The following is a 26,225-nucleotide window of genomic DNA, read 5'->3' as shown; positions in this document are numbered from 1 at the left end:
CGGTTTCTTACCCTTTCGCTCTGGAAGCGCTCCCAGGCTCGAGGAGGCGGCGTGCGCACTTCACCGACGAAGGCGATGTCCCGGGCGGTCGTGGCGCTGCTCGTGCTCGGTCTGTGCCTGGTGGTCCCGGGGGTGTCCGCGGGCGCCGGCGCTCCCGCCGGGAAGTTCAACTACGGCGAGGCGCTGCAGAAGTCCGTCTGGTTCTACGACGCTCAGCGCTCCGGTGTGCTGCCCGCGGGCAACCGGGTCTCGTGGCGCGGGCCGTCCGCCCTGAACGACGGCAAGGACGTCGGCCTCGACCTCACGGGCGGGTTCTACGACGCCGGTGACCACGTCAAGTTCGGGCTGCCGTTCGAGTCCAGCATGACCATGCTCGCCTGGGGTGCGCTGGAGAACCGCGCCGCCTACCAGAATTCCGGCCAGTGGCCGTACCTGCTCTCGAACCTGCGCTGGGGCGACGACTGGCTGATCAAGGCGCACCCGCAGCCCAACGTGCTCTACGGCCAGGTCGGCAAGGGGGACGACGACCACAAGTGGTGGGGTCCGGCCGAGACCATGACCATGGCCCGGCCCGCCTACCGCGTCGACACCTCCTGCCCCGGTTCCGATCTCGCCGGCGAGGGCGCCGCCCAGATGGCCGCCGGTTCGCTCGTGTTCAAGGCCGACGACCCCGCCTACGCGGCCACCCTGCTCACCCACGCCAAGCAGCTCTATGCGTTCGCCGACAACTACCGTGGCGCCTACTCCGACTGCATCACCGACGCCCAGAGCTTCTACAAGTCCTGGAGTGGCTACCAGGACGAGCTGGTGTGGGGCGCGATCTGGCTCTACAAGGCGACCGGCGACCCGAGCTACCTGGCCAAGGCGCGCGCCGAGTACGAGAAGCTGTCCACCGAACCGCAGACCTCCACCCGCTCCTACCGCTGGACTCTCGCGTGGGACGACAAGTCCTACGGCGCCTACGTCCTGCTCGCCCAGCTGACCGGCGACCCCGAGTACGTCACCGACGCCAACCGCTGGCTCGACTGGTGGACCACCGGCGTGAACGGCCAGCACGTGCCCTACTCCCCCGGCGGCGAAGCCGTGCTCGACCAGTGGGGCTCGCTTCGGTACGCGGCGAACACCGCGTTCGTGGCGCTCACGTACTCGGACTCGTTGCGCGCCACCGATCCCGCACGCGCCACCACGTACCACGACTTCGCGGTCCGGCAGATCAACTACGCGCTCGGCGACAACCCGCGCGGCGCGAGCTTCCAGGTCGGGTTCGGCGTCAACCCGCCCCGCAACCCGCACCACCGCACCGCGCACGGCTCCTGGGCCGACAACATCAACGAACCCGCGCAGAGCAGGCACGTCCTGTACGGTGCGCTCGTCGGCGGCCCCAGCTCGGCCAACGACACGTACACCGACGACCGCACCAACTACACCATGAACGAGGTGGCACTCGACTACAACGCCGGCTTCACCGGCGCGTTGGCCCGCCTCTACGGCGAGTACGGCGGCGCCCCGCTGGCCGCCTTCCCCCCGAAGGAAGTCCCGGACGGCCCGGAGATCCTGGCGCAGGGCGCGCTCAACCAGCCCGACGGCGGGACGTTCACCGAGGTCAAGGCGTACGTGATCAACAAGTCGGCGTGGCCGGCGCGCACGTTCACCGGCTCGCTGCGCTACTACTTCACCCTGGACGGCGGCACCACCCCGAGCCAGATCTCGGTCACTTCCGCGTACAACCAGTGCGATGCGCCCACCGTGCACCAGTTCTCCGGCCCGGTCTACTACGTCGAGGTGCCGTGCTCCGGCGGCGTCGCCCCCGGCGGGCAGTCCCGCTACCGCAAGGAGGTGCAGTTCCGGATCACCAGTACCGGCACCTGGGACCCCGCCAACGACTGGTCGCACACCGGCCTCGCCCCCAGCGGGACCGCACCCGCCGACAACCCGAAACTGGTGCTCGCCCAGGGATCCGCGGTGCTGTGGGGCAGCCAGCCGGGACAGTCCACAGGAGACACCACCCCGCCGACGGCGCCCACCGGGCTCACCGCCACCCCGGGCAGCACCAGCGTCACCCTCTCCTGGACCGCCGCCACCGACAACGTGGGCGTCGCCGGGTACGACGTGCTGAACCCGGCCGGCGCGACGGTCGGCAGCACCACGAGCACCGGCTACCAGGTCACCGGCCTCACCCCCGGCACCGCGTACACGTTCTCGGTACGCGCCCGGGACGCCGCCGGCAACCAGTCCCCGGCAGGCAGCCCGGTGTCGGTCACCACCACGACCGGCGGCAACACCGGCACCGGCTCACTCGCCGTCCAGCAGCGTTCCGGGAGCGGCGCCGCCGACAACCAGATCCGCACCAGCCTCCAGATCGTCAACCGCGGCAGCACGCCCGTCGCCCTGAACAGCGTCACCGCGCGCTACTGGTTCACCAGCGACGCCACCAACCCGGGCTACCAGATCTGGTGCGACTACGCGGTTCTCGGCTGCGGCAACGTCACCCTGCGCGTGGTGAAGCTCAGCACGCCGCGCCCCGGCGCCGACGCCTACGTGGAGGTCGCCTTCAGCGGCGGCACCCTCGCCGCCGGCGCGACCACCGGCGAGGTCCAGGTCCGGGTCGCCAAGGCCGACTGGACCGCCTTCAACCAGGCCGACGACTACAGCTACCGCACGGCGGCGTCGTTCACCGACCTCGTCACCGCCACGGCCTACCAGGCCGGCGCCCTCACCTGGGGCACCGAACCCTGATCCGCCCCGATTCCGCTTGCCCGCACCGGCCGGGAGCGGCCGCCGTGCATCGGCGAAGGTCAGCGTGCGATGCGGCGAAGCCCGGGTTGTCCCGCGGTGAGACGGACGGTGAAGCCGGTGTCGTCGCGGTGCAGGGCGACCTGGCTGCACACCTGATGCGTGATCCACAGCCCGCGGCCGCCGGTGGCGCGCTCGGCGGGCAGCAGGCCCGCGAACGGGTCGCCGGCGCCTTCGCCGGTGTCGTGCACGGTCACGACCATGTGTGCGCGGTCGGCCCAGATCCGGACGCGGACCGGCGGACGGCCGTGGCGCAGGGCGTTCTCGACGATCTCGCTGACCGCGAGGACGAAGTCCTCGATCTCGGCCTCCGGGAGGTCGGTCCGGTTGGCGTCGACGACGGCCCGGCGGGCGGCCGGGGGCCGGGGATCGGTGAGCTCGACCAGCGGCGCGGTGTGCTGGATGGGGTGCGGGGTCATCGGCCGTGAGGTGGACAGGAAGGTCAGCGGGTCGACGTAGCCGGCGTTGACCTGGTGCCCGCCGCCGGCCGTGGCGACGAAGGGGTGGGTGCGGGCGACGTCGTCGAGGACGTGCCGCGGGGTGGTGCGGGTGTCGTAGGCGCACATGCTGCGCAGGGGGAACTCGTCGTAGGCGTGGTTGACCGCCGCTTCGTAGCGGGCCCACCAGTCCCAGGAGGTGTCGATCGCGGCGCCGGGCACCTCGCCGACGATCCGGATGCCGGAGGCTCCCCCGGCGACGAACCCGGCCATCATTTCGCGGTACGACTTGATGGCGGCGGCGGGCCGCGCGTAGAGGTCGTCGATGGGCAGGAAGCAGGTGTCCGCGGACGGCGGCAGCGCCTTGCGCACCAGCTCCGCGCGCTCCGGCGCCAAGGAGACGACGGTCGGTTCGCCCGCCGTGAGCCCGCCGTCGAGGAACGGCACGACGACGGCGAGCAGGTCTGCCTCGGAGGTGTAGTGGATGGCGGCGTGGTCGTAGCCCCGGCCGGCGGTGTTCGGGTCGATGCTCATGACGCGCGCTCCACGCGGACTCCGGTCAGGTCGAGCAGCTCCACGAGGCGAGCCGGGGTGGACAACCGCGTTCGCAGGACCACCTCGGTGGCGTGCCGCTCGGCGTAGCCCGCCACGGCGAGGAGGCTGCGGTGATCGATGAACCGGAGGCCGACGGCGTCGAGCACGACCGTGCCCGCCGTCGGCCGCAGCCCGGCGCGTTCCAGCGCGAGCGGCCACAGCCGGCGCGCTTCCAGGTCGAGCTCGCCCTCCAGTGCGGCGGCGCTCCCCGCCCGCGCGTGGCCGTGCAGGTGGAACAGGGTCGCGCCGTCGTGGGCGCAGGGATGCATGCAGGCGAGCTGCGCGACGACTTCGCTGCCGAGTTCGCCCAGGTCGTAGCCGCACAGCGCCGACATCGGGTGCGTGGCCATGTAGCGGTCCACCAGGTGCTCGTAGCGGGCGAAGGCGTCCAGCTGGGCGGGCGTGCGCACCAGGGACGTCGCCTGGGCCGCGACCCGCAGCCCGGTGAACCCGGCGGCCAGCGCATCCGCGGTCGCCGTGGCGTAGAGCTGCACCTGACCGGCGGGGTCGACGACCGTTCCGGTGGTGTAGGTCGCGTCCACGGAGGCGACCTGGAGCGCACCGCGCCGCAGGTCCTCGTCGAACCGCCCGCCCGCCCGCAGCCGCGCCGCGAGGTGGTCCTCGTCACCGGCAGCGACGTAGAGCACCCGCTCTCCCGCAGCCAAGCCGTCGGCCAGGAAGTCCTGAGCCCGCTCCACGAAGTCGTCCAGCTGCCGGTAACCCCAGCACACGTGGTCGCGAGCCGCCGGGGACGACGTGCTGTCCCACTCGGTCGGTCTGTGCACGTCCGGATCCTACGCTGCGGCCCGGGTACCCGCGCGAGCTTGGCCCCTGCTCCGCGCCGGGCTACGTCGCCCGATCCCGTCCGCCGAGCTCGGTGTGGCGGGTGGTCAGGGTTTCGGCCAGCTTGACCAGCTTCACGTTGAGCTCCTGCGACGTCCGCCGCAGGATGTCGAACGCTTCCTCGGCGCCGATGCCCTGGCGCTGCATCAGGATTCCCTTGGCCTGCCCGATCACGTCCCGGCTCTCGAGGGCCTTCCGCAGATGAGCAGTCTGCAGTTCGGCGGTGGTCACCGCGTGCGTGGCGGCCAGCGCCAGTGACGCGTGGCTGGCCAGCAGCAGGGCGATCTCGCGGTCGGTGGCGTCCAATCCCCGAGGACTCTTCGAATAGACGTTCAACGCGCCGTTCAGCTGCGGCGACCGGGACGACGGGAGCAGCGCGGTCGACACCACGGACGAGACCCCCCGCTGCGCCGCCAGTGGACCGAACCGTGGCCACTTCCGCTCCACGCTCAGGTCGTCGCTGATCGCCACCGCCGGTCCGGGACTGCGGGCCGCATCGACGCAGGGGCCCTCGTGGAGGCGGTACTGCACCTGGTCGAGCACGGTGGCCACGTCGTCGGTTTCGACCGGGGTGTGGAAGGAACCCTCCGGCCCGAGGAGCGTCACGCTGACCAGGTCCGCGCCGGGCACCACCGCCAGCGCGGTGCGGACGACGTTCTCCAGCGCTCCGGCGACCGTCGTGGTATCCAGCAGCTTCGCCGTGAGCGTGGCGAACTGCCGGGCCAGTGGTCCCGGCCCGGCCGGACCGGCGTCGGCGGCCACGTCCCCGTGCGCATCGGCGACGAACTGCCGCTTGTCCCGTTCCCAGTCGCCTTCACTGGTCATCACGCGCCTCCGATCGGGTGCTCACGAGGCTCCGGCCACTTCCGGTCTCGTGGGGGTCTACCCCCGCCGTGCAGGCCGTACACCCGTGCCGATCTTCGCGACGGCGCGCCCCGCGGCCGGGGCGTCGATCAGTGACGACGTGTCCCCAGCCGGGGCAGCACGGCGAGCCAGTCCAGTGCGTCGGCGACACTGCGGTGGACCGGCAGGACCCGCTCCAGCCCGAGGACCGCGATCGGGCGCACCACCGCCCGCTGACCCGCGGCGATCGCGAACGGCACCCCGCTGACGTGGGCCTCGGAGGCCGCGACGAGCAGCTCGGTGATCCCGCCCGCGCCGCAGAAGCCCACCTCGGTGAGGTCCAGGACGAGCGCCGGTGGCGCGAGGCCGGTTTCTTCGGCCAGCCGGCTCCTCAGCCGGCCGGTGACCGTCAGGTCGATCTCTCCGCGGACGGTCACGATCGTGGCCGCCTCGGTGGCGGTCACCTGCATGGTCAGCGCGGCCGCAACACCGTCGCGGACCTTCGGAGCGGTGGTCTGGTCGAGCACACGGGCCTCCTCGAAGCGAGGTACGGCCGGGAAGCCGGCACACCGGTACCCGTTTCCCGGACCGCCTGCGGACGGACACGCAGGCGACGAACGGACGGCTCCCGGCTGAACCGTGATGTCCTCACCGTACGCCGCCGAGCGAGGGAAACAAGCCACGTGCCGCGGTGTCCCCCGAACCGGTACGGGCCGAACCCGGGATCGGTGTCCCACCATCACCCGGCCGGGTGCACGCCGGTGTCCTGCATGGACCGCGAAGGCCGTCACGGCCGCGTGAACGCCTCGTCCGCACCGATTTGGCCGATCCGCCGGACGGCCGAGTCGTGCCGGAAGGTGGAGCACCGCAGGTCCGATGCGCACGGGAAACCTTCGCCGTCCCGGCTCGGCGGGGAACGCAGACCGGACGGCGCGCGTGAACGGCACGAGCCGGGGGTAGCCACGGGCCGGTGGTGCGCGGCCCGCGGGAATCGGGTCGAATGGGGGTCGTCGGGCAGGCACGCGAGAAGGGACCGTCGGTGGGTGAGGAGCACCGTGACCGGCTGTGGCGGCTCGTCGCCGAGCGGAAGGGCGCCGGCGCGTGGGCCGACGCGGTGTGCGCCGCCGTCCTCGCCGTCCTGCCTGCCGTGGACGGCGCGGCCGTCTCGGTGCGCTCGACCCGCCGGGCCCAGGAAGTGCTCGCCACCACCGACGCCTGGACCGCCCGGGTCGAAGAACTCCACTACGCACTGGGTTCCGGGCCGTCGGTGGAAGCGTTCGAACACGGGCGTCCGGTGCTCGTGCCCGACCTCGCCGTGGACGACCAGCGCTGGCCCGTGTTCACCGACAGTGCGGTCGCGCTGGGCGTGGGCGCGGTTTACGCGTTCCCCCTGCAGGTCGGCGCCGTCCGGCTCGGCACGCTGACCCTCTACCGGCGGACGCGCGGCGTGCTGAGGGCCGGTGAACTGGAAACGGCCGTGCTGCTCGCCGAGGCCGCCCTGCTGGGGGTGCTGGCCGACCAGCGGCAGGCCGACGAACTCCCCGGGAGCGACCGGCTGGACCTGCACGGCGGGTACCAGGACGTCCACATCGCGACCGGCATGCTCGCCGCCGAGCTCAAGATCGCCATCGACGACGCCTTCGCCCGGCTCCAGGCCCACGCCTTCAGCACCGGGCGATCGCTCCTCGAAGTGTCCAGGGACGTGCTCGAACGACGGCTGAAATGGGATCGCCATGCCGAGTGACCCGATGGACCCCGGCGAGGCCGAGACCGCCGCGTACGCTGACCGCATGCCCGAAGCCGCCGGAGGTGAACAGCTCGCCACGCTCCTCGCGCCGATCACCACGGCCCTCACGGGCCGCCACGACGGGCTGACGATCCTCGCCCGGGTGAACGAAGCTGCCCGGGTCGCCCTCGGCGCGGACGCGACCGGGGTGCTCGTCCGGGCTCCCGGCGGCGACCTCCACCTGCTCGTGGCCTCCGACGAGCGTGCGCAGCTCGTCGAACTGCTGCAAGCCCACACGGGCGAAGGCCCGTGCGCCGACACGATCCGCACCGGCGAACTCACCAGTGCCGGCGATCTGGCCGCCGCCGGTGACCGCTGGCCCGTCTTCACGCCCGCCGCGCTGGGGGCGGGGTACCGGGCTGTCCACGCCGTCCCGATGGTCCTCGACGGCCACCCGTTCGGCGGCGTCAACCTGCTCTACGAGTCCCCGGCCACGCTGTCCGGCACCGAACGGTCCCTCGTCCGCTGCCTGGCCGACCTCGCGGCACTCGGGTTCGCCCAGGAGGACGGCGATCGCCGGGCGCGGCGGCTGGTCGAGCGCACGTCGGCCGCAATCGACGACCGGGCCCACCTCTCCCAGGCCATCGGGTACGTCGCGGGCGCACTCGGGATCGGCGTCGACGAGGCACGCACCCTGGTGTGGCAGTACAACCGGCGGACGGGCGAACCCGTCCGGTACCTCGCACGAGCACTCGTCGACGGCACGCTCGCCCCCGGCAGGCTCACCGCGCAGCCGTCCGGCTGAACCCGCGACGACGCCGGGCGGCTCAGGACCGTTGCCCGGCGGCCACGCCGCGTCAGAACCACCGGGACGCTTGCTCGTTGCCGAAGGGGCGGAGGAGCACGATGGTCGCGTCTTCGGCCAACGCGCCGGCCCGGTGGGCCAGCACGGCCTGGGTGACCCGGCGGGCAGCCTCGGGCAGCAACCCGTCCGGCACCTCGCGCTCGAGGACCTCGGCCAGCCCGGAAAAACCGAACGCCGCGCCCTGCCGGTCGCGCGCGGCGACGATCCCGTCGGTGTACAGCACCAGCACGTCGCCGGGCCGCAGCTCTTCCGCGGCCACGGTCCACCTGCCGCCGCCGCCGAACGGCGCGGCGCGGCCCTCGGCCAACGGGCCGGCCACCTTGCCCTGCCGCAGCAACAGCGGCAGCGGCGGGTGCCCGGCCACCACGTACGAAACCCGGCCGGTGGCCACGTCGAACTCACCCAGCACGCCGCGGACGGCGCCGTTCCCGAGGCCGGCGACCGCCTCGTCCACCGCACGGGCCTGGGTCTCCAGGCCCAGCCCGTCGCGGCGGGCCGCGCGATAAGCGGACAGCGCGACCACGGCGCTGAGGGCGGCGGTGGGCTCGCCGGCGCCCGCGTCGAAGACCGCGAAGGACACCGAGGACTCGGACAACGCGTAGTCGAACACGTCGCTGGTGAGGTCGTCGGCCGGTTCCGCCGCCGCCGCGATGGTCACCGACTCCGTCGCCACCGTGAACGGCGGCAGGGCCGACCACAGCAGCTCGGTCACCGGGCCGCGGTGCTCCCGTCGCCGGGCGCGGTCGAGGCCGTCCCCGTACTGCGTGGTGATGGTGACCAGGTGCCCGAACAGGTAGGCCAGCCACCGGACCTGCTCACGCAGCAGCGGGTCGCGCGGGTCGGTGCCGTCGGTGGGGGCCACCTCGAGGACGCCGAGCCGCTCCACCCCGTCCAGCAGCGCCGCCCACAACCGGGGTCCGTCCTGCTCGTCGGTGACCACCAGGTCACCGCGCTGGAAGGCTTCACCCGCCGGGGTGTTTTCGACCGGGACGGGCCGCCGCCCGGTACCGCCGATGGGCACGAGCGTGCACTGGGCGTAGTCGGCCAGGTAGACACCCACCCGCAGGTCAAGGGTCTCGCCCGCGGCGTCCATGATCGCGGGCAGGCGCTCCGGCGGGGCGCGGTGGGCGCCCTCCAGCAGGCTCACCAACGCTGCCAAGGGGCCACGGGCGGGCCTGCTCTGCCGGACCGGGCTGCTGTAGGGCACCCGGTTCCGGCCGACCAGCTCGTCGAGCCGCTCGTTCACCGCGTGCGCCACCATGTCCCGCTGCACCCGCGGCAGCACCATCACCCCGTTCAGGTACGCGTCCAGCTCCAGCAACCCGACGTCGCCGCCCAGGGCGAAGTACCGCATCCACAGCTGCTCCAGCGTCAGGCCGGCGCGCTCGAAGCATTCGACGAGCCGCCGTCGCTGTTCCTCTTCGGTGGCTGCCATGTCACCGGCTTCCTCGCGCGGCCCGCTCGGCCACGGCCGCCGCGGCCGCCACGGTGTCCTGCCGTTCCGATCGGGCGAGCCCCAGCAGCATGTCGAACGCCGCTTCCTCCGAGATGTGCTCTCGCTGCATCAGCGCCCCCTTCGCCAAGTTGATCACATCGCGGTCCCGGAGGACCCCCTTGAACTCTTCGCTGACCCGGCGTGCGTCGTCGTAGGACCGCATGTTGGCCACGAAGATGCCCGCCTGCCCGGCGAACAACGTCAGCAGCCGCTCGTCACGGCCGGAAAAGCCGCCGGGCTCACGGGCGTAGACCTTGACCGCACCGGCACAGCTGTCCCGGACCAGCAGCGGCGCGCTGAGGGCCGCGCGCATCCCGAGTGCCGCGGCCGCCGGACCCCACCGCGGCCACCGGCGGTCGGCGAGCACGTCGTCGACGCGGACCACCGCCCGCTCGGACCAGGCGGCCAGGCACGGTCCCTCGCCGAGCGCGTACTGCCGGTCGTCGGTCTGCCGCACCACCTCATCCGACGCCGCGGCGGTGGTCCGCCGTCCCGTCTCGTCGAGCAGGCTCACCCCCGCCCCGGCCGACGCCGGAATCGCTTCGGCGGCTGCGGTCACGACGGTTTCCAAGGCCGACTGGATCGTTTCGCGCGACAGGAGGAGGCCGGACATCCTGGCCACCACTACGGCGAGCTCGTTCGCCAACGGCAGGTCGGCCACCATCGTCACCTCTTCGGTCCCGCATGAGATCTCTTCGCGGGGACTACCCGGGGTGGCACCCGCTTACTCGTCCTGGACCGAAGCTCGCCGACGGCCACACCGCTCCTGAGCCGGCTCAATCCCAGGTCGCGTCGGGATCCGCTTCGCCATCGGCGTCCCGGCGCACCTGCGCGGCCACCCCCGCCGAGGCGGCCCGTTCGTCACCCGCGCCCAGCCTCCGCAGTTCGCTGCGCGCCTCGGCCCGCCCACACCCGAGCCGGCGCTGCAGCGCCCCGTTGCCCTCGCCGATCTCCGCGGCCGCCTGGACGCGCTCGAGCAGCCGTCGAGCGGACTCGACCTGCGTCGGTGTGGCCATCTCCCCACTGTGCTCCTCGCGCATCCCCCTGACCAGCCACCGGCTTCTTCCCGGTGCCCGAGCCTCGGCCGGACAGTGTGCTGGCTCCTCGCTCCCCGGTGGCCGCGGCGGCCGCCCTGCAGGCCGGGCCCGGCTGCTCGCCGTCGGCGTCCCGGGCAGGCGAGCAACCGCCTGCGGCCCTGGCTGCCGACGCTGCTGGGCCGCGCTGGTCTCGGCAGCGGTGCGGAAGGTGCACGCCGGTGAACCGGCGCCGCCGAGCCTCCCCGCCCCGCGCCCCTCACGGCCTGACGCGCGCCGGCTCCTCGGCGAGGCGGTGGGCCTGCGCCCGGGTTTCGTCGTTCATCGGGAAGAAGCACTCGATGCGCAGTTCCTGGAGCGTCACGTCCTGGGGTGTGCCGAGCGTCGTCACCGTGGAGAAGTAGGCGAACTTGCGGGTGCCGCGCTCGTAGTGGATCGGCACGATCGGGAGGAGCGGCGCCGCCGGGTCCGGCGACCGCAGGCTCGCGGGCACCCGGGGGTAGTGCAGGACCTCCTCCAGGATGTGCTGGGCGCGCTCGTCGGCCACCCCGCCGATCGCCTCCCGGTGGACCCGGCGGACCAGCGCCTCGGCGACGTCCGGCCAGTTCGTCACGTACGGGCGGACGCCGTCCGGGTGGAACATCCGGCGCAGGACGTTCGGCGGTCCCGGCGGGCTCGCCGGTTGTCCGTCCCGGAGGAAGGCGAAGAACCGGCGGGCGGCCGTGTTCACGTGCCGGATGTCCCAGCCCCGGTCCATGACCAGCGCCGGGAACGGCTCCTGCTGAGCGAGAATGGCTTCGAGCGCTTCACGAACCGCCGACAACGAGGGTTCGTCCCAAGCGGACTCTCGATACTCCGGCGAGAACCCGGCGCTGAGCAACAAGGTGTTGCGTTCGCGCAACGGAACGTCGAGCACCTCGGCGAGCTTCAGCACCATGGCGCGGCTGGGCTTCGCCCGGCCGGTTTCGAGGAACGACAGGTGGCGGACCGAGACGGCGGCCTCGGCGGCCAGTGTCAGCTGGCTCAGCCGCCGGGCACCACGCCAGTGCTTCAGCAACGTGCCCACGTCAGGCATCGGCCGGGTGTCCCGCGGTCCAGGCGTGCGGCGCCACGTCTTCCTCGAGCGCCGGCCGGGCGAGGTTGACCGTGTAGTTCGTCATCGCGGAGATCGCGACGCCGGCGATGACCTCGAACCCCTGCTCCTCGGTGAAGCCGGCCGCCCGGAAAGCGGCCAAGTCGGTGTCGTCGACATGGCCGCGCTGCTCGATCAACGCCTGCGAGAACGCCGAGAGCGCCGCCATCCGCGGGTTCCCCGGTACCTCGCCGCGACGCAGTGCCTCGACCACCTCCGGTTCGACGCCGTCGGCGAGCGCCTCCAGCGTGTGGAACGCGACCGCCCACTCGGCACCGTTGGCGACCGCGTTGGCCAGCAGCAGGACCTGCCTCTCGGCGGCCCCGAACGTCCCGCCGCCCCGGAAGTGCCCGAACGCCGAGAAGAACGTGTTCAGCAGGGCCGGGGAGTTCGCCATCAGGGCGGCCGCGGCGGGCACGAACCCGAACGCGTCCCGCAGGGCCTGGAGCGGTTCCGCGGTGGCGGTGCCCGCGGCGTGGATCCGTTGACTCGTCATGTCCTGAAGTCTGCGGCCGCCACGGCCCGAAACCAATTCCCCGTGAGGTAAAGGCTACCCCTCGATCCGCAGGGTCACGGCGCCGCCCGCGGGCCGGACGACGGCCCCCGCCTCCGTCGGCTCGACCGCGCCGCCGGTCACCGCGGAGACGGTGCCGACGCCCACCAGCAGGATCTGCCAGTCCGCCGGGGGTTCCGGGGTCTCGATCCGCACGTGGTCGCCTCGGCGGTGCGTCACGAACACCGTGTCGCCCACGGTCGTCGTGCGGGTGCCCTCGCTCAGCTCGTACAGGCACAACGTGACGCCGTCCGCGTAGGCGTAGTCCGGGCGGGAGTCGACCGCTCCGAGCGGCAGGACCGTGTCCGGGCGGACCAGGACCGGCAGTTCGAGGAAGCCCCGGTGGTCGTGGATCCACCGTGGTCCCCGCACCTTTCTCCCGGTCAGCAGGTCCGTCCAGCACCCGTCGGGGACGTAGTAGGAGACGGCGCCGTCGTCCGAGAACACCGGCGCCACCAGCAGGCTCTCCCCCAGCATGTACTGGCGCTCCAGGTGCGTGCACGCCGGGTCGTCCGGGAACTCGAGGACCATCGCGCGCATCATCGGGACGCCCTCGGCCACCGCCTGGCGGGCCACCTGGGCGAGGTACGGCATCAGCCGGGCCTTCAGCTTCGTGAACCGGCGCAGGACGTCGACCGCTTCCTCGTCGAACAGCCACGGCACCCGGTACGAATGACTGCCGTGCAGCCGGCTGTGCGACGACAGCAGCCCGAACGCGATCCACCGCTTGAACAACGCCGCCGACGGCGTGCCCTCGAACCCGCCGATGTCGTGGCTCCAGAACCCGAACCCGGCCATCCCGAGCGACAGGCCGCCGCGCAGGCTTTCCGCCATCGCCTCGTATGTCGCCTCGCAGTCACCGCCCCAGTGGACCGGGAACCGCTGCGACCCCGCCGTCGCCGACCGCGCGAACACCACGGCGTCACCCCGCTCGCGCAGGAGCTCGAACACCGTCTCGTTGTAGAGGTACGTGTAGTAGTTGTGCATCCGCTCCGGATCGGATCCGTCGTGGTAGACCACGTCCGTGGGGATCCGCTCGCCGAAGTCGGTCTTGAAGCAGTCGACACCTTGCTCGAGCAGAACGGCCAGGTTGGCCGCGTACCATTCCCGCGCGGCCGGGTTGGTGAAGTCGACCAGGGCCATCCCGGGCTGCCATTCGTCCCCCTGCCACACGTCGCCGCCCGGTTTCCGGAGCAGGTACCCGCCCGCCACGCCCTCGGCGAACAACGCCGAACGCTGGGCGATGTACGGGTTGATCCACACCGAGACCCGCAGTCCGCGGGCCTTCAGCCGGGCGAGCATCCCGGCCGGATCGGGGAACGCCACGGGATCCCAGGTGAAATCGCACCAGTGCAGCTCGCGCATCCAGAAGCAGTCGAAGTGGAAGACGCTCAGCGGCAGGTCGCGGCCGGCCATGCCGTCGATGAAGCCGGTGACCGTCCGCTCGTCGTAGGACGTCGTGAAGGACGTCGACAACCAGAGCCCGAACGACCACGCCGGCGGCATCGCGGGCCGGCCGGTCAGTGCGGTGTACGTGCGCAGGACGTCCTTCGGTGTCGGCCCGTAGACGACGAAGTACTCCAGCGACTGCCCTTCGACGCTGAACTGCACCTTCGACGTCACCTCGGACGCGACCTCGAACGACACGCGGCCGGGGTGGTTGACGAACACGCCGTACCCGGCGTCGGTCAGGTAGAAGGGGATGTTCTTGTAGGCCTGCTCGGTCGCCGTGCCCCCGTCGGCGTTCCAGCTGTCCACCTGCTGGCCGTTGCGGACCAGCGGCCCGAACCGCTCACCGAGGCCGTACACGCTGTCGCCGACGCCGAGGTTCAGCTGCTCCCGCACGTGGTGCACGCCGTCCACCGTCAGGAAACCCAGGCCCTTGCCGGCGCTGGAGGTGAGCACTTCGCCCGCGGCCACGAACTCGACCCGCCACGCGTCCTCACGCACCCGGACCGACAGGTTCCCGGACGTCAGGACGACGGCGCCGTCCTCCCGCGACACCTCACCACCGGGTTCGCCGTCATCGACGGCGAACCGCGGCCCCCGCTCCCGCTCGCCCGCGAAGTGGGTGACCTCGACCTTGATGACGTCCGGCCGTGGGGCGGACAGCGCGACCGTGATGAGCGGTCCCTTGAGCAGGTCGCCCCGGTGCCGGACGGCGTGGGCGGGCGCGTGCACCACCAGGGAGCCGGGCCCTTCGGTGATCTCGCGGACTTCGACCGGGTGGGCCGCCGTGACCCCCGGTTTGAGCTTCCAGTAGCCGTCGCTGAACTTCATCGCGCTGCCGGACCTCGGCCGCGACACCGGCCGGCGCCGGGTTCGTGACCCGACCTCCGCCACCCGAGGCGCCTACCCGCCGCCGGCCGGTGCTGTCGCATGACGATGTCCTCCATGAGTGCGGTGAACGGTCAGGAAGCGGTTACCGAGTAGCTGTTCGAAGTGAAGTTCAGGCCACCCGAAGACGACGTGATCTCGAAGCCGAACTGCACCTCGCCGAGGGTCACGTCCCCGAACCAGCCGCGGGCCTTGATCCAGTTCATGACCGCGAGGACGTCGACGGTGCCGGCGTTGGTGTTCGACGTGCGCAGGAACGAGAACACCGCGTTCGAGCCGTTCGATCCCTTGTAGACGTCCCAGGTGTGCCCGCCGACGCTCACCGTCGTCTGCTTGGTGCCCAGCGGACCGACCGCACCCTGCTTGTTGACCCACAACATGATCTCGTAGGCGTTGTTGTTCGCCCAGATGTCATAGGCCGTCTCGTAGGCGCCGCTGCCCGGCCGGCTCACGTTGAAGCTGCTGGAAACCTGCCGCAGCGAACTGAGCGTCCGGCCGACGTTCTTCGCCGAGTGCGGGTAGGACTTGATCCCGCCCGTGTTCGGGTGGTCCGCCCACACACCCCAATTGCTGTACGAATTCGCCCAGATCGTCTGCGGACCGGCGCCGCTGCCCCAGACGTCGTTGCGGACGGTGTATCCACCGTTGGACCACGTCGCCCATTTGTCGGAAGACGACCAGGTGGCCGCTTCGGCCACCCCCGCGGTGGTCGCCACCACTGCGGCCGCGGTCAGCGAGACGAGCAAGGAACGCACAACGTTGTGCATGGTTCTGTCCTTTCCCGGTTACCCCGATGTCGAATCGTTTCGACGACGTTTTCACGGCCAGCGCGGCGCGAACGGGAGTGGACCGACTATCGCAGGTACTCGCGTACGGGTCAAGATACGGTGGGTGACTTACCCGCATTCGACCAGCATCGACAATGAACCGCAAAAGAATACTTCGATGATTTCGATATCGGCGAAGATGTCGATTCCATCGAATCGGGAACCGTACTCGCACTCCACCAGGCGACCTCCCGAATGCGTAACGTCGATGCGTTTCGACGAATCGGCGATCAGGCGTCCCGCGCGGCCGCACGCGCGCGGCGGCGTTCGGCATCCCCCGCGAGGAGGAGGTACGCCGCGGCCGTCCACGTGTACGCGCGATCGCGCAGGCCGTCGCCGGTCACCGCGTCGAAGTTCTCGGCGAACCCGGACTTTTCGCACACCGCCCGGAACCGGGCGCCGACCCGGTCGGCGAGCTCGACGGCACCGGCGCGGCGGAGCCCGTCTTCGATCAGCACGGTGACGGGCGCCCACACCGGCCCGCGCCAGTAGCCGTCCGCCTCGTAGAACTCGGACGCCGGCAGCTCGGTCGCCAGCCCGATGTCGGTGAGGTGCTCCTCCAGCCCGGCCACGACCTTGTCGCGGACGTCCGGCGGCAGGTGTTCGCCGAGCACGATCGGCATGAGCTCGAGCAGGCTCGCGCCGGACTGGACCGCCCCGGTGACGGCCGAGCGGCTGACGAACCTCGTGCCGTCCCAGAGCTCGCCCAGCAGCGACGCCAGCATGCTGTCCGCTTCGGCGTGCCACCGCGCGGCCGCGCCGGGATCACCCTGTTCGGCGGCCAGCACGGCGAGTTCCTTCAGCTGCAGGACGAGGAACGCGGCGAGGTCGGGTGTCTGCACGAGCCGGCGTTCGGCGAACGGTGTCGCGTTGTCCCAGCCGCTGTCGTTGCCGTGTTCGTAGTGGGCGAACGGCCCGCCGGGCACCCGGCGGTGCTCGAGCCAGAACGTCGTCCAAGCCGCCAGCTGCCGGTAGACGGCGCCCCGCTCCGCTTCGGGCAGGCCTGCCGGAAGCCGGCCGCGCAGGCGGCCGAGCGTCCAGCCGTGGATGGGCGGTTTGACGAAGTTGCGCAGCACCTCGGCGTGGGTGATCGAGTCGGGCAGCGCGCCCCGGTCGTCCTGGTGGTCGAAGACGACCTGGAACTGGTGCCAGGCCAGCTCGGGCCGTCCACCGGCCAGCGCGAGCGCGTTGAAGCAGTGGTCCCAGCTCCACACCTTGTCCATCCAGTGCTTCGACATCAGCACGGCCGGACGGCCCACGAACCCGGCCGGCGCCACAATGGCCGACCAGAGCACGTAACAGGCGAGCTCGGCGGCCGGGGTGTGCTCGCTGCGCCAAGGCGCCACTGAATCAGCGAAAGTGGCGAACTCGGTGCGGGTGGCGGCGAGCACGTCGGCGAACGTCAGTGCCGTCGAGTACGGCTCCCGGGTGCCGGGGAGTTCCTCGATCACCACTTCCCAGGCGTCGCCGCCCACGACGACGGCCCGCTCGGCCGTGCCGAGCGCCTCGGCGCCGACGTGCCGCGCGTGTCCGGAAAGGACGGTCACCCGGTAGCGGCAGCCGGTCTCGTAGGACGTGAACACGGCCGAGCCGTCGACCGGATCGGTGAAGAAGTAGCTGCCGGTGAACGGGGTGAGCGTGGGTTCCGCCGCGCGGATCCGCAGCTCGAGGCCGCGCCCGGCGATCCTGAGCGCTTCCGGTGCCGCGAACACCGCCGTGATCCGCCGGTCGCCGGTGCCCCAGGTGAGTGCGGACGGCGTGGCGCCGGCCGCGACCGCCGCGGGTGCGCCGCCGCTTTCGGGGACCAGGGCCAGCACGGCGTGCATGCCGTGGCGGTGGGACACGACGTGGAGGTCGTCCGCGTAGGTGGCCTGGGCCACCACCGGGGAAACGTCGAACCACGCTCCCGGGTAGCTGAAGGGAATCTCCCGCAGCGAAAATTCCTGATCACCCGTGGGCACAGGGTCGTCCTTTCCGAAAGGGGGCTCAGTCCTTGACGGCGCCCGCGGTGACGCCGGCGGCGACGAACCGTTGCGCCAGCACGAGAAGCACGGCGGCGGGCACGGAAGCGACCACCGCCGTCGCCATGATGGAGTTCCACTCCTGGTTGTTGTTGCCGATGTAGCGGTAGATGCCCAGGGTCAGCGGCCGCATCGAGCCACCGCCGTCCAGGGTCGCCGCGAAGACGAAGTCGGACCAGGCCCACAGGAACGAGAACAGCCCCGCGGTCACGACGCCGTTGCGGCTCGCGGGCAGCACCACCGACCAGAACGCGCGCACCGCACCCGCCCCGTCGATCGTGGCCGCCTGGACGAGCTCGTCCGGCACCGAAGCCATGAAGGAGGTGAGGATGAGCACGGCGAACGGCACCGCGATCGTCGAGTCGGCGAGGACCAGCCCCCAGGCGGTGTTGGTGATGCCCAGCGTGACGTAGATGCCGTAGAACCCCAGCGCCATGATGATGCCGGGGATCATCTGGGCGACGAGCAGCACGAAGCCCAGCGTCCGGTGGCCGCGCGGGCGCAGCTTGGCCAGCGCGTACGCCGAAGGTGCGGCCAGGGCCAGAGTCAGCGCCACGGTCCCCAGCGCGACGAGCAGGCTGGTGGCGAAGTACGGGAGCTGCTCGTGCAGGACCCGCTCGTAGCCTTCGAACGTCGGCGCGGCGGGGAACCAGTCGGGCGGCGACTTGCGCATCCGCCCGGCCGGCGTCAGCGACACGTTGACCATCCAGTAGACGGGGAACAGCATCACGGCGGTGAGGACCAGCCCCACCGCGGTGCGCCAGCGCCGGATCACGCTTCCTCCTGCCTGCGCTGCGCGCGGACGTAGAGCAGCCCGGCGGCCAGTGCCAGCAGGATGAGCACGTTGCCCACGGCCGCGCTGGGCCCGAACCGCGGGAGCATGCTGCCGAACCCGAGCTGGTAGGACCAGGTGGCGAGGGTGGTCGACGACCCGCCGGGGCCGCCCTTGGTCATGATCCAGATGACGTCGAACACCTTCAGCGTGTAGACCAGCCCCAGCAGGAGGGTGATCGCCGAGACCGGCCGCAGGAGCGGGAAGGTGATGAGCCGGAACCGCTGCCACGCCCCCGCGCCGTCGAGCGACGCCGCCTCGTAGACCTCGCCCGGGATGTTCTGCAGGCCGCTGTGCAGCACGACGAGGTTGAACGGCACGCCGATCCAGATGTTGGCGACGATCACCGAGACCAGGGCCCAGGACGGCGACGTCAGCCAGTCGATCCGGCCGGCACCGAACCAGCCCAGCACGGAGTTGACCACCCCGGACTCGCTGTTGAGCAGCCACGCCCACGTCGAGCCGGAAACGATCAGGGGCAGCAGCCAGGGCACCAGGAACAGGGCACGCAGCGTCGGGCCCAGGCGGAAGTTCCTGGCGAAGAACACCGCCATCGCCAGCCCGATGCCGTACTGGAAGAGCAGCGACGCGGCGGTGAAGACGACCGTGTCGAACAGGGCCGTGCGGAAGGTCGGATCCGTGAACACAGTGGCGTAGTTGTCGAACCACACCAGCGGTGCCCCGCCGTGGACAAACGTCCGGACCGTGTAGTTGCGGAAGCTGAGATCGAGGTTCGTCGCCAGCGGATAGCCGTAGCAGAGCACGAGGTAGGCGACGAGCGGCACGAGGAACGCCCACGCGAGGAGCTGCTGGCGCCGTCGCCGCTCCCGGCCCGCCCGGCCGGGCGCCGGGGCGTCCGGCCGGGCGGTCACCGGCTCACGGATGTCCTGCACGAGCCGGCCTCACTTCGCCGACGCGGCGGTCGCCTGCGCGGCCGCGAGCGCGGCGCCGGGGGCCTTCGCGCCGGTGAGCGCGCCCTGCACGGCGCCCCAGAGCGGTTCCGAGATCCGGGGGTACCGGGTGCCGAGGTTGTCGCTCGTGCGCCCCTTCGCGACCTTGACCGCGTCGACCCACACCTTCAGCTCCGGCTGGGCGGCGACCTGCTTTTCCTGCACCGAAGGCACGGCGGAGACGTAGGTCAGCGCCGTGTCGGAGTCGAGGACGTTGGCCGGGCTGGTCAGGCAGGACGCGATCCGGCCCGCCGTCTTCTCGGCGTCCGGGCTGCTCTGGGCCGGCACGGTGACGAATTCGCCGCCGGTCGGTGCCGGGGCCGCTCCCCCGGCGCGGGCCGGGATCGGGAGGACACCGTACTCGAAGCCGGCCTTCTTCGCGTTCTGCAGCTGCCAGGTCCCGTTCTCGGCGAAGGCGTACTCGCCGGTCGCGAACTCCTGCCAGCTGGTCGTCTGCGTGTTGCCGACCACCGAATTCGGGGCGTAGCCCTTGTCCAGCCACGACTTCCACTGCGTGAGCGCCGAAACGGCGTCGGCGGAGGCCAGGTCGGTCAGGTTCGCTCCCGCGCCCCAGAACCACGGCAGGAACTGGAAGCTGCCTTCCTCGGTGCCGATGGCGGAGAACGTGATGCCCTTCTTGCCCGCGGCGTGCACCTTGGCCAGCGCCGCGTCGAGCGAAGCCCAGTCCCGCACGGACGCCGGGTCGACGCCGGCCGCGGTCAGCACGGACTTGTTGTAGTAGAGGGCGAGCGTGTTGGCGCCGATCGGCACGCCGTACACCTGGCCCTTGACGTCGGCGGCGGCGACCAGGTTCGGGGCGGCCGGCGTGGCGTCGAGGCCGGTGTCCGCATTGGACTTCACCACCCCGCCCTCGGCCAGGGTGGAGACCACGGGGTTGTCCACCACCAGGACGTTCGGCGCCGTGTTCTGCTGGGCGGCGAGCAGCACCTTGTTGGTGAGGTCGGTGGTGTCGAAGGCCTGCCGCGCGATCTTCACCCCGGCGTCGGCGCCGCACTTGTCGACGACCTTCGCCCACGCGGAACTCGCGTCGAACTGCGGGTAGGGGTCCCAGACCGTGAAGGCGCCGTCGGCGCCCGTCCCGCCGGCGCCCGCGGCGGGAGCCGGTCCGGAGGAGCACGCGGCCAGTGTCGTCGCGGCGACGGCCACCGACAGCAGCCGGATGATCGGGTGACGCTTCATAGGAGGTCCTTCCTGTCGGCACCTGTGACGACCTGGAGGCGGTCTGCGCGCCATCGAACCGGTTCGATGACCGAGGCCGCGCCACCGTAAACCCCGCGAGCTCTCTTGCGCAATACTGCGTGTACTACGATCGAACCGGTTCTCGAAAACGGCTCAGGAGTGGCATGAACATCGGGGAGATCGCGCGGCGTGCCGGGGTTTCGCGCAGCACCGTGTCGTACGCGCTCAGCGGCAAGCGACCGGTGTCGGCGGCCACCGTGCAGCGCATCAACGACGTCATCGCCGAGCTCGGTTACCGGCCCAACGCCAGCGCCCGCGCACTGGCCGAAGGCCGCACGCGCACCCTGGGCCTGGTCGTCCCGCCGGCCAGCCGCCGGCTGACCGACGTCCAGCTGGGCTTCGTCGGCAGCGTCGTCGACGCGGCCGCCGCCCACGACCTCGACGTCCTGCTCTCCCCCAGCGGCGGCGACCACGACCGCTCGTTCGAACGCATCGTGACCGGGCGGCGCGTCGACGGCGTGATCCTGATGGAAATCCTCCTCGAAGACCCGCGGGTCGAGCGGCTGAGCCAGGCGAGCCTGCCGTTCGTGACCATCGGCCACGTCGAGCACCCCGGGGCGTCCTGGTGGGTGGACGTCGACTACGGCGCCCTGATCACGCGGTGCGTGCACCACCTCGCGGACCTCGGCCACGAGGAAGTCGTGCTGATCAACCGCTCGGCGGAGCTCGTCGCGGCCGGGTACGGGCCCGCCCTGCGCTCGGCGACCGGGTTCCTCGACGCCACCGCGGCGCGCGGCCTGACGGCCCGCACGGTGTGCTGCGCGGACGAAGCCGCGGCCGGCCTGGCGTGCTTCGAGCAGATCCGGACACAGTGGCCCTCGGTGACGGCGGCGGTGACGATCAACGAAGCGGCCCTGCCCGGCGTCCAGCGCGCGCTGCACCGGGCCGGCCTGGAGGTCCCCCGCGACTTCTCGCTGACGGGCGTGATCGCCGAGCGCCTGGCCGAGGACTTCCACCCCCCGCTCACCGCGGCGGACGTACCCGCCGTCGAGCTCGGGCGGCTCGCGGTGGACCTGCTGCTGGCCCAGATAGCGGACGCCGGCGCGGCACCGCGGCACGCGCTGCTGGAGCCGCCGATCTCGCTGCGGTCGAGCACGGGTGCCCGGCGCCGCCACGGCTGACCGGCGCCGCCTCACCGCAGGCCCACCCCGGCGCGACAGCCGACTGGCACCACCCCGGCCCACCGCCGGTCACACCCCGCCGCACACCACCGACCGGCCCCCACCGGAGCGCTTCAGCCCTGCCGCGCCCGAGCCCCACCCCCCACCGATCCGCACCCCCGCCGAGCAGGCCCCAGCTCCAGCCGACTCATCGAACCGGTTCGCCAATCCGCCCGTTGCCTTTGCGCCACACCGTCCCGTAGTGTGCACTTCGCGATCGAACCGGTTCGATGGTCACCGACCTCCCCTCGACCTGCCCGGAGTCCCCATGGTTCAACGGCGAACTGTCCTGCCCGTCGCGCTCGCGGCGATCCTCACCACGGCCCTGCTGCACACCCCCGCCGGCGCGGCCACCAGCGTCCTGACGGTCGACCTCGGCGCCAGTACCGGCGCCTTCCACGGCGGGGCCGCCGGTTCCCTTTACGGCGTCTACGGCGACGGCGTCCCCAGTGCCAACGCGCTGGCCGGCTTTTACCCCAAGACGCTGGCCACCAAGGCCCAGGACGGCCCGCAGCACCCGGGCGCCGACGCCCTCGAGGTCGCGAAGCCGTTCGTCGCCGCCGGTGGGCGGGACGTCTACGTCTACCTGACCGACAGCTATCGCGGCTTCCCCTACCAGCGTGCCCAGGGCCAGGCCGGGGTCGACGACTACCGCGCCAAGCTCACCACCCAGGTCAACCAGGTCCTCGGCTCCGGCGAACGCGACCACGTCGTGTACGTCCCCTTCAACGAACCCGAAGGGAACATGTACGGCACCGGCCAGTACAGCTACGACAACGTCAGCTGGCTCACCGATCCCCGGCACTTCTTCGCGGAGTGGAAACAGGTCCACGACCTCATCAAGAAGCTCGACCCGCTGGCGCGCATCGCCGGCCCCAACACCAGCGTCCTCTACGACCAGGTGAAGGGCTTCCTCCAGTACTGCAAGGCGAACGACTGCCTGCCGGACGTGGTGACCTGGCACGAGCTGTCCTCGCCCGCCTCGGTCCGGTCCAATGTGGACCGTTACCGCGGCTGGGAGCGCGAGCTGGGCATCGGGCCGCTGCCGGTCAACCTCGACGAGTACGCCTACCGCTACCACCTGTCCGTGCCCGGCCAGATGATCCAGTGGATGTCGGCCATCGAAGACGCCAAGGTCGACGCCGATCTGGCGTACTGGAACATCGACGGCAACCTCGACGACAGCGTCGCGGAAGCGAACAAGGGCAACGGGCAGTGGTGGCTGTTCAACGCCTACGGCCGGCTGAGCGGGAACACCGTGCGCGTGACACCGCCGTCCCCCGGCCGGCAGTACACCCTGCAGGGCATCGCGACGCTCGATCGCGCCAAACGGCAGTCGCGCACGATCTTCGGTGGTTCCCGGGGCGCCGCGGACGTCCGGTTCGCCCACGTCGACCGGAAGGTCTTCGGCAGCCGCGTGCACGTCACCGTGCAGGAGATCCCGTGGACCGGGCAGCTCGGTGACTCCCCGGCACCGCAGCGGAAGCTCGACACCGAACTGGCCGTCCCGGCGGACGGCAGCCTCACCCTGCCCTTCACCGACCTCCAGGAGATGTCGGCCTACCAGGTGATCCTCAGCCCCGGCGGGAGCGGCACCACCGACGGCTCGCCGGCCCCGTGGCGCCACACGTACGAAGCCGAGGACGCCGCGCACACCGGCACCGGCTGGAGCCGCAACGGCCCGGAAGGCAATCCCGGCAACGTCGGCAAGTTCGCCACGTCCGGCGACTACAACGTCGGCGGCCTGCGAACCGGGTCGGACGTCACGCTCTCCTTCGACGTCGACGTGCCTCAGGACGGCCGTTACGACCTCAGTGTCTTCTCGAACACCTACGACAAGTACCCGAGCGTCGTCGCCCAGGGCCCGACCAACGTCTTCCTGCGGGTCGACGGCCGGGACCCGCGGCAGCTGAACCTGCCCGTCTCCTACGAGTGGGTGGTCTGGGACCACACCGGCACCCGCGTGCCGCTCACCGCCGGACGGCACACGATCACCCTCGCCGCGGCCGACCCCGACCTCGGCACCACCCGCGGCGACGCGATCATCGACAAGATCGACCTCACCCGCGTCGATCCCGCCACCGACGGCCGCACGAGCTACGAAGCGGAGTACGCCGACCTCGGGACGGCCGCGATCCGGTACGACGTCCGCGGCACGTCCGGCCCCGGCGCGGTGTCGCTGCGCCGCGGCGCGTCGGCGACCTTCTGGGTCCACGCCGACCACGACGGCTACGCGTCCGTCAGCTTCGACCGGACCGGCCTGGGCACCGCCCGCGTCGACGTCAACGGGCAGACCGGGTGGCCCCTCGGCGCGCCTGGGGCCCCGGACACCGTGCCGCTGTTCCTCTCGGCGGGCATCAACCGGCTCGTCGTCACCGGCACCACCGGCGAACTCCTGCTCGACCGCGTCCGCACCGCGCCGTCATCGGTCCCGGCACCGGCCCGGATCGAAGCCGAAACCGGCGTCCTCACCGGGGCCGCCCAGCGGAGCGGCGACTTCTCGTTCGCCTCGGGGCAGGTCGTCACCGCGGTGGGCGACGGGCCGGGCAACGCGCTGACCCTGCGGGTGACGGCGAAGCAGGCGGGCCACCACGTCCTCGTCGTCCGCTACGCCAACGCGGAGGAGTCGATCCCCACCCACTACAACCCCGACCCGGTCGCGCGGCACGCCGACATCGCCGTCAACGGCGGCGCCGCCCGGCGGGTGCTGTTCCCGACCACGTTCCACTTCAACCAGTTCCGCGATCTCGCCGTCCCGGTCGACCTGCGCGCCGGGACCAACACGATCACCTTCACCGCCCAGGAGCTGCCGGACTGGGACGGGAAGACCTCCAACCAGTTCGGCCAGCGCTCGAAGTACGCCCCGAACATCGACTCCGTCTCGGTCGCGCCCCTCACGGCCGGCTGAGCACGGTTCCAGCGAAACGAACGTGAGCCCCCGCCGGGTTTCGGCTTCCGCACCACGGGTAGCCCGGAGCCCGGAGGGGGGCTCGCCGGAGCTGCGGAGAGGCCTCGATGTCGCCCATCGACCACCTGATCGTCACCGTCATCGGTCCCCGCCGGGCGCAGGCCCGGGAACCGCGCCCCACCGCGCCGCCGGACCCCGGCGAGCCCGGGCGGCCCTCCCCGGAGCCTCCGTCCGGTCAGGGGCCCGTCAGCGGGTGAACACCCGGAGGTCGATCGAGTCGCCCAGGAGGCGGTCGCCTGCCGCGTTCGGGTGGTAGCAGTCGCTGCGCCAGTCCGCGCGGATCACCGTCGGGTCGGCCGGATCACGGAGCACCGAATCGAAGTCGAGCACCGCGTCGAACGTTCCGGACGTGCGGATCCACGCGTTGACCGCGAGGCGGGCCTGCTCCTTCGGGCCACCGGCCGCGTTGCACATCGGCAGGATGGTCGCGCCGACGATCTTGCGGCCCGTGGCGTGCACGCGCCGGACGATGGTCCGCATCGCGTCGATGACCTGCGCGGCGGGCGCGGGCGCGGCGTTGTCGCCACCGCCGAGGTCGTTCGTCCCCTCCAGGAGCAGGACGTACCGCACGCCCGGCAGGGAGAGCACGTCCCGGTCGAGCCGGAGCGGCGCGGGCGGGCCGCAGCACTGGCCGGTGGGGTCGTACGGGTTCGGCTGCACGCTGACGGTGTTCCCGCTGATCCCCGCGTTCGCCACCGACAGCTGCCGCGACGGCGGCAGCTTACCGAGGCGTCCGGCGAGGACGTCGGTCCAGCGCGGGCCACCGCCGAAGGCGTTGTAGCCGTCGGTGATCGAGTCGCCGAGGGCGACGATCGTGCCGCGGGCCGGGGACACCGCACTGATCGCGTCCGCCCACCACAGGACACCGGGCGCGAAGGGACCGTAAGCGGTTCCCGGCTCGTCCGCTCCCGCGTCGCCCGCTCCGGCCGAGGTGAACGACCCCGGTGTGTCGGTCTGCGGTGGCGGGAAGGTGTGGCCGTTGACCGGCGCACCCGGGGCGTAGACGCTCACCGCGACGTGGTCGCCGCGCCGGACGGACAGGGGCAGCGGATCGGTCCACGCGCTCGCGCCCGGCGGGATCGTCACCGCGTGCCGGAAGCCGAACGTGGCCCGGCGGTTCGACCCCGGAACCAGCGACGGCGAATCCGTCGACGGCTGCCGGCCGACCCACACCGACCGGACGGTCATCGCGGTGCCGCCGAACGGGTTGCTCAGCCGGACCCGCAGCGCCGCCCCCGGCGCGGTCACGGTGAGCACGTTGCGGATCGTGACGTCGGGTGCGGTGCCGTGCACCCCTTCGAGCGCGGACTCCGTCAGGGTGACCGTGCCGGGCAGCCCACCGCCGCCCGAGGACGCGGCCTCCGCCACGGCCGGGCTCACCAGCGACGCGGAAACGGCCAGGACCACAGCAGTTCGGCGGATGCGCATCCGACCGTCCTCTCGTCGAGTTGCCGGTGGCTCGGGAATCAGCTTACCGCCATGACAAGACCGGCCAAAGCCCGAACGTCGCGAATGACTCATCGGGGACGTCGGACGTCCCCGATGAGTCATTCGC

At 71.8% G+C, this 26,225-nt stretch carries 21 protein-coding genes; 5 read left to right on the top strand and 16 right to left on the bottom strand.

The window, feature by feature from the left end; genetic code table 11:
• Nucleotides 1-51 precede the first annotated feature (51 nt).
• Nucleotides 52-2,736, top strand: a complete 2,685-nt coding sequence (locus AB0F15_RS36565) for a glycoside hydrolase family 9 protein (protein ID WP_360280863.1) — start codon at nt 52-54, stop codon at nt 2,734-2,736.
• A gap of 59 nt (nt 2,737-2,795) precedes the next feature.
• Here AB0F15_RS36565 and AB0F15_RS36560 read toward each other — a convergent pair whose 3' ends face one another.
• The 4 genes from AB0F15_RS36560 to AB0F15_RS36545 all read right to left on the bottom strand — a co-directional run bounded on the left by AB0F15_RS36560 (nt 2,796) and on the right by AB0F15_RS36545 (nt 6,037).
• Nucleotides 2,796-3,764 (bottom strand): sensor histidine kinase, encoded by a 969-nt coding sequence (locus AB0F15_RS36560; RefSeq protein WP_360280860.1) that lies wholly within the window; start codon nt 3,762-3,764, stop codon nt 2,796-2,798.
• Nucleotides 3,761-4,609: an MEDS domain-containing protein gene (locus tag AB0F15_RS36555; RefSeq protein WP_360280857.1), complete on the bottom strand. Its 849-nt coding sequence runs from the start codon at nt 4,607-4,609 to the stop codon at nt 3,761-3,763. Before AB0F15_RS36555 ends, AB0F15_RS36560 begins: the two co-directional genes overlap by 4 nt.
• 61 nt (nt 4,610-4,670) lie before the next feature.
• Entirely contained in the window at nt 4,671-5,492 is an 822-nt protein-coding gene (locus AB0F15_RS36550) for an ANTAR domain-containing protein (RefSeq protein ID WP_360280854.1), read from the bottom strand.
• Nucleotides 5,493-5,620: 128 nt separating this feature from the next.
• Nucleotides 5,621-6,037, bottom strand: coding sequence for an STAS domain-containing protein (locus AB0F15_RS36545; protein WP_360280851.1), 417 nt, complete (start codon nt 6,035-6,037; stop codon nt 5,621-5,623).
• Nucleotides 6,038-6,549: 512 nt separating this feature from the next.
• Here AB0F15_RS36545 and AB0F15_RS36540 point away from each other — a divergent pair.
• A complete protein-coding gene (locus AB0F15_RS36540) occupies nt 6,550-7,254 on the top strand; it encodes a GAF and ANTAR domain-containing protein (RefSeq protein ID WP_360280848.1) in 705 nt (234 codons plus the stop codon).
• Between the two features lie 46 nt (nt 7,255-7,300).
• On the top strand, nt 7,301-8,041 hold the full coding sequence (locus tag AB0F15_RS36535; protein WP_360280845.1) for a GAF domain-containing protein: 741 nt from the start codon (nt 7,301-7,303) through the stop codon (nt 8,039-8,041).
• 52 nt (nt 8,042-8,093) lie between these two features.
• Here the strand turns inward: AB0F15_RS36535 and AB0F15_RS36530 are convergent, their stop codons facing one another.
• The 11 genes from AB0F15_RS36530 to AB0F15_RS36480 form a co-directional block, all read right to left on the bottom strand.
• Complete coding sequence (locus tag AB0F15_RS36530; RefSeq protein WP_360280842.1) at nt 8,094-9,536, bottom strand: PP2C family protein-serine/threonine phosphatase; 1,443 nt, start codon at nt 9,534-9,536, stop codon at nt 8,094-8,096.
• A gap of 1 nt (nt 9,537) precedes the next feature.
• Nucleotides 9,538-10,260, bottom strand: coding sequence for a GAF and ANTAR domain-containing protein (locus tag AB0F15_RS36525; RefSeq protein ID WP_360280903.1), 723 nt, complete (start codon nt 10,258-10,260; stop codon nt 9,538-9,540).
• A gap of 112 nt (nt 10,261-10,372) precedes the next feature.
• Entirely contained in the window at nt 10,373-10,612 is a 240-nt protein-coding gene (locus AB0F15_RS36520; protein WP_360280839.1) for a hypothetical protein, read from the bottom strand.
• 277 nt (nt 10,613-10,889) lie between these two features.
• Entirely contained in the window at nt 10,890-11,705 is an 816-nt protein-coding gene (locus tag AB0F15_RS36515) for a helix-turn-helix transcriptional regulator (RefSeq protein ID WP_360280836.1), read from the bottom strand.
• On the bottom strand, nt 11,698-12,258 hold the full coding sequence (locus tag AB0F15_RS36510) for a carboxymuconolactone decarboxylase family protein (protein ID WP_360280833.1): 561 nt from the start codon (nt 12,256-12,258) through the stop codon (nt 11,698-11,700). Before AB0F15_RS36510 ends, AB0F15_RS36515 begins: the two co-directional genes overlap by 8 nt.
• A 54-nt stretch (nt 12,259-12,312) precedes the next feature.
• Nucleotides 12,313-14,595: an alpha-xylosidase gene (yicI, locus tag AB0F15_RS36505; protein WP_360280830.1), complete on the bottom strand. Its 2,283-nt coding sequence runs from the start codon at nt 14,593-14,595 to the stop codon at nt 12,313-12,315.
• Between the two features lie 131 nt (nt 14,596-14,726).
• Nucleotides 14,727-15,419: a hypothetical protein gene (locus AB0F15_RS36500; protein ID WP_360280828.1), complete on the bottom strand. Its 693-nt coding sequence runs from the start codon at nt 15,417-15,419 to the stop codon at nt 14,727-14,729.
• A gap of 290 nt (nt 15,420-15,709) precedes the next feature.
• Nucleotides 15,710-17,440, bottom strand: a complete 1,731-nt coding sequence (locus AB0F15_RS36495; RefSeq protein WP_360280825.1) for a trehalase family glycosidase — start codon at nt 17,438-17,440, stop codon at nt 15,710-15,712.
• 25 nt (nt 17,441-17,465) lie between these two features.
• Nucleotides 17,466-18,275, bottom strand: a complete 810-nt coding sequence (locus AB0F15_RS36490; RefSeq protein WP_360280822.1) for a carbohydrate ABC transporter permease — start codon at nt 18,273-18,275, stop codon at nt 17,466-17,468.
• Nucleotides 18,272-19,225 carry a sugar ABC transporter permease gene (locus AB0F15_RS36485; RefSeq protein WP_360280819.1) on the bottom strand — a complete coding sequence of 318 codons (954 nt, stop codon included), beginning with the start codon at nt 19,223-19,225 and terminating at the stop codon, nt 18,272-18,274. The genes AB0F15_RS36490 and AB0F15_RS36485 overlap by 4 nt, the downstream gene beginning before the upstream one ends.
• Before the next feature lie 9 nt (nt 19,226-19,234).
• Entirely contained in the window at nt 19,235-20,482 is a 1,248-nt protein-coding gene (locus tag AB0F15_RS36480; RefSeq protein WP_360280816.1) for an ABC transporter substrate-binding protein, read from the bottom strand.
• A 119-nt stretch (nt 20,483-20,601) separates the two neighbouring features.
• On the opposite strand from AB0F15_RS36480, the gene AB0F15_RS36475 reads away from it, so the two are divergent.
• Entirely contained in the window at nt 20,602-21,663 is a 1,062-nt protein-coding gene (locus AB0F15_RS36475; protein ID WP_360280813.1) for a LacI family DNA-binding transcriptional regulator, read from the top strand.
• 307 nt (nt 21,664-21,970) lie between these two features.
• Complete coding sequence (locus AB0F15_RS36470) at nt 21,971-24,610, top strand: CBM35 domain-containing protein (protein ID WP_360280810.1); 2,640 nt, start codon at nt 21,971-21,973, stop codon at nt 24,608-24,610.
• Between the two features lie 246 nt (nt 24,611-24,856).
• Here AB0F15_RS36470 and AB0F15_RS36465 read toward each other — a convergent pair whose 3' ends face one another.
• Complete coding sequence (locus AB0F15_RS36465; protein ID WP_360280807.1) at nt 24,857-26,098, bottom strand: GDSL-type esterase/lipase family protein; 1,242 nt, start codon at nt 26,096-26,098, stop codon at nt 24,857-24,859.
• Between the last annotated feature and the right edge of the window lie 127 nt (nt 26,099-26,225).

The organism is Amycolatopsis sp. NPDC026612 (genome assembly GCF_040638285.1).
In the GTDB taxonomy this organism is placed as follows: Bacteria; Actinomycetota; Actinomycetes; order Mycobacteriales; family Pseudonocardiaceae; genus Amycolatopsis.
Note: the sequence above shows the minus strand (reverse complement) of the source record. Positions and strands in the feature narration are given on the sequence as shown.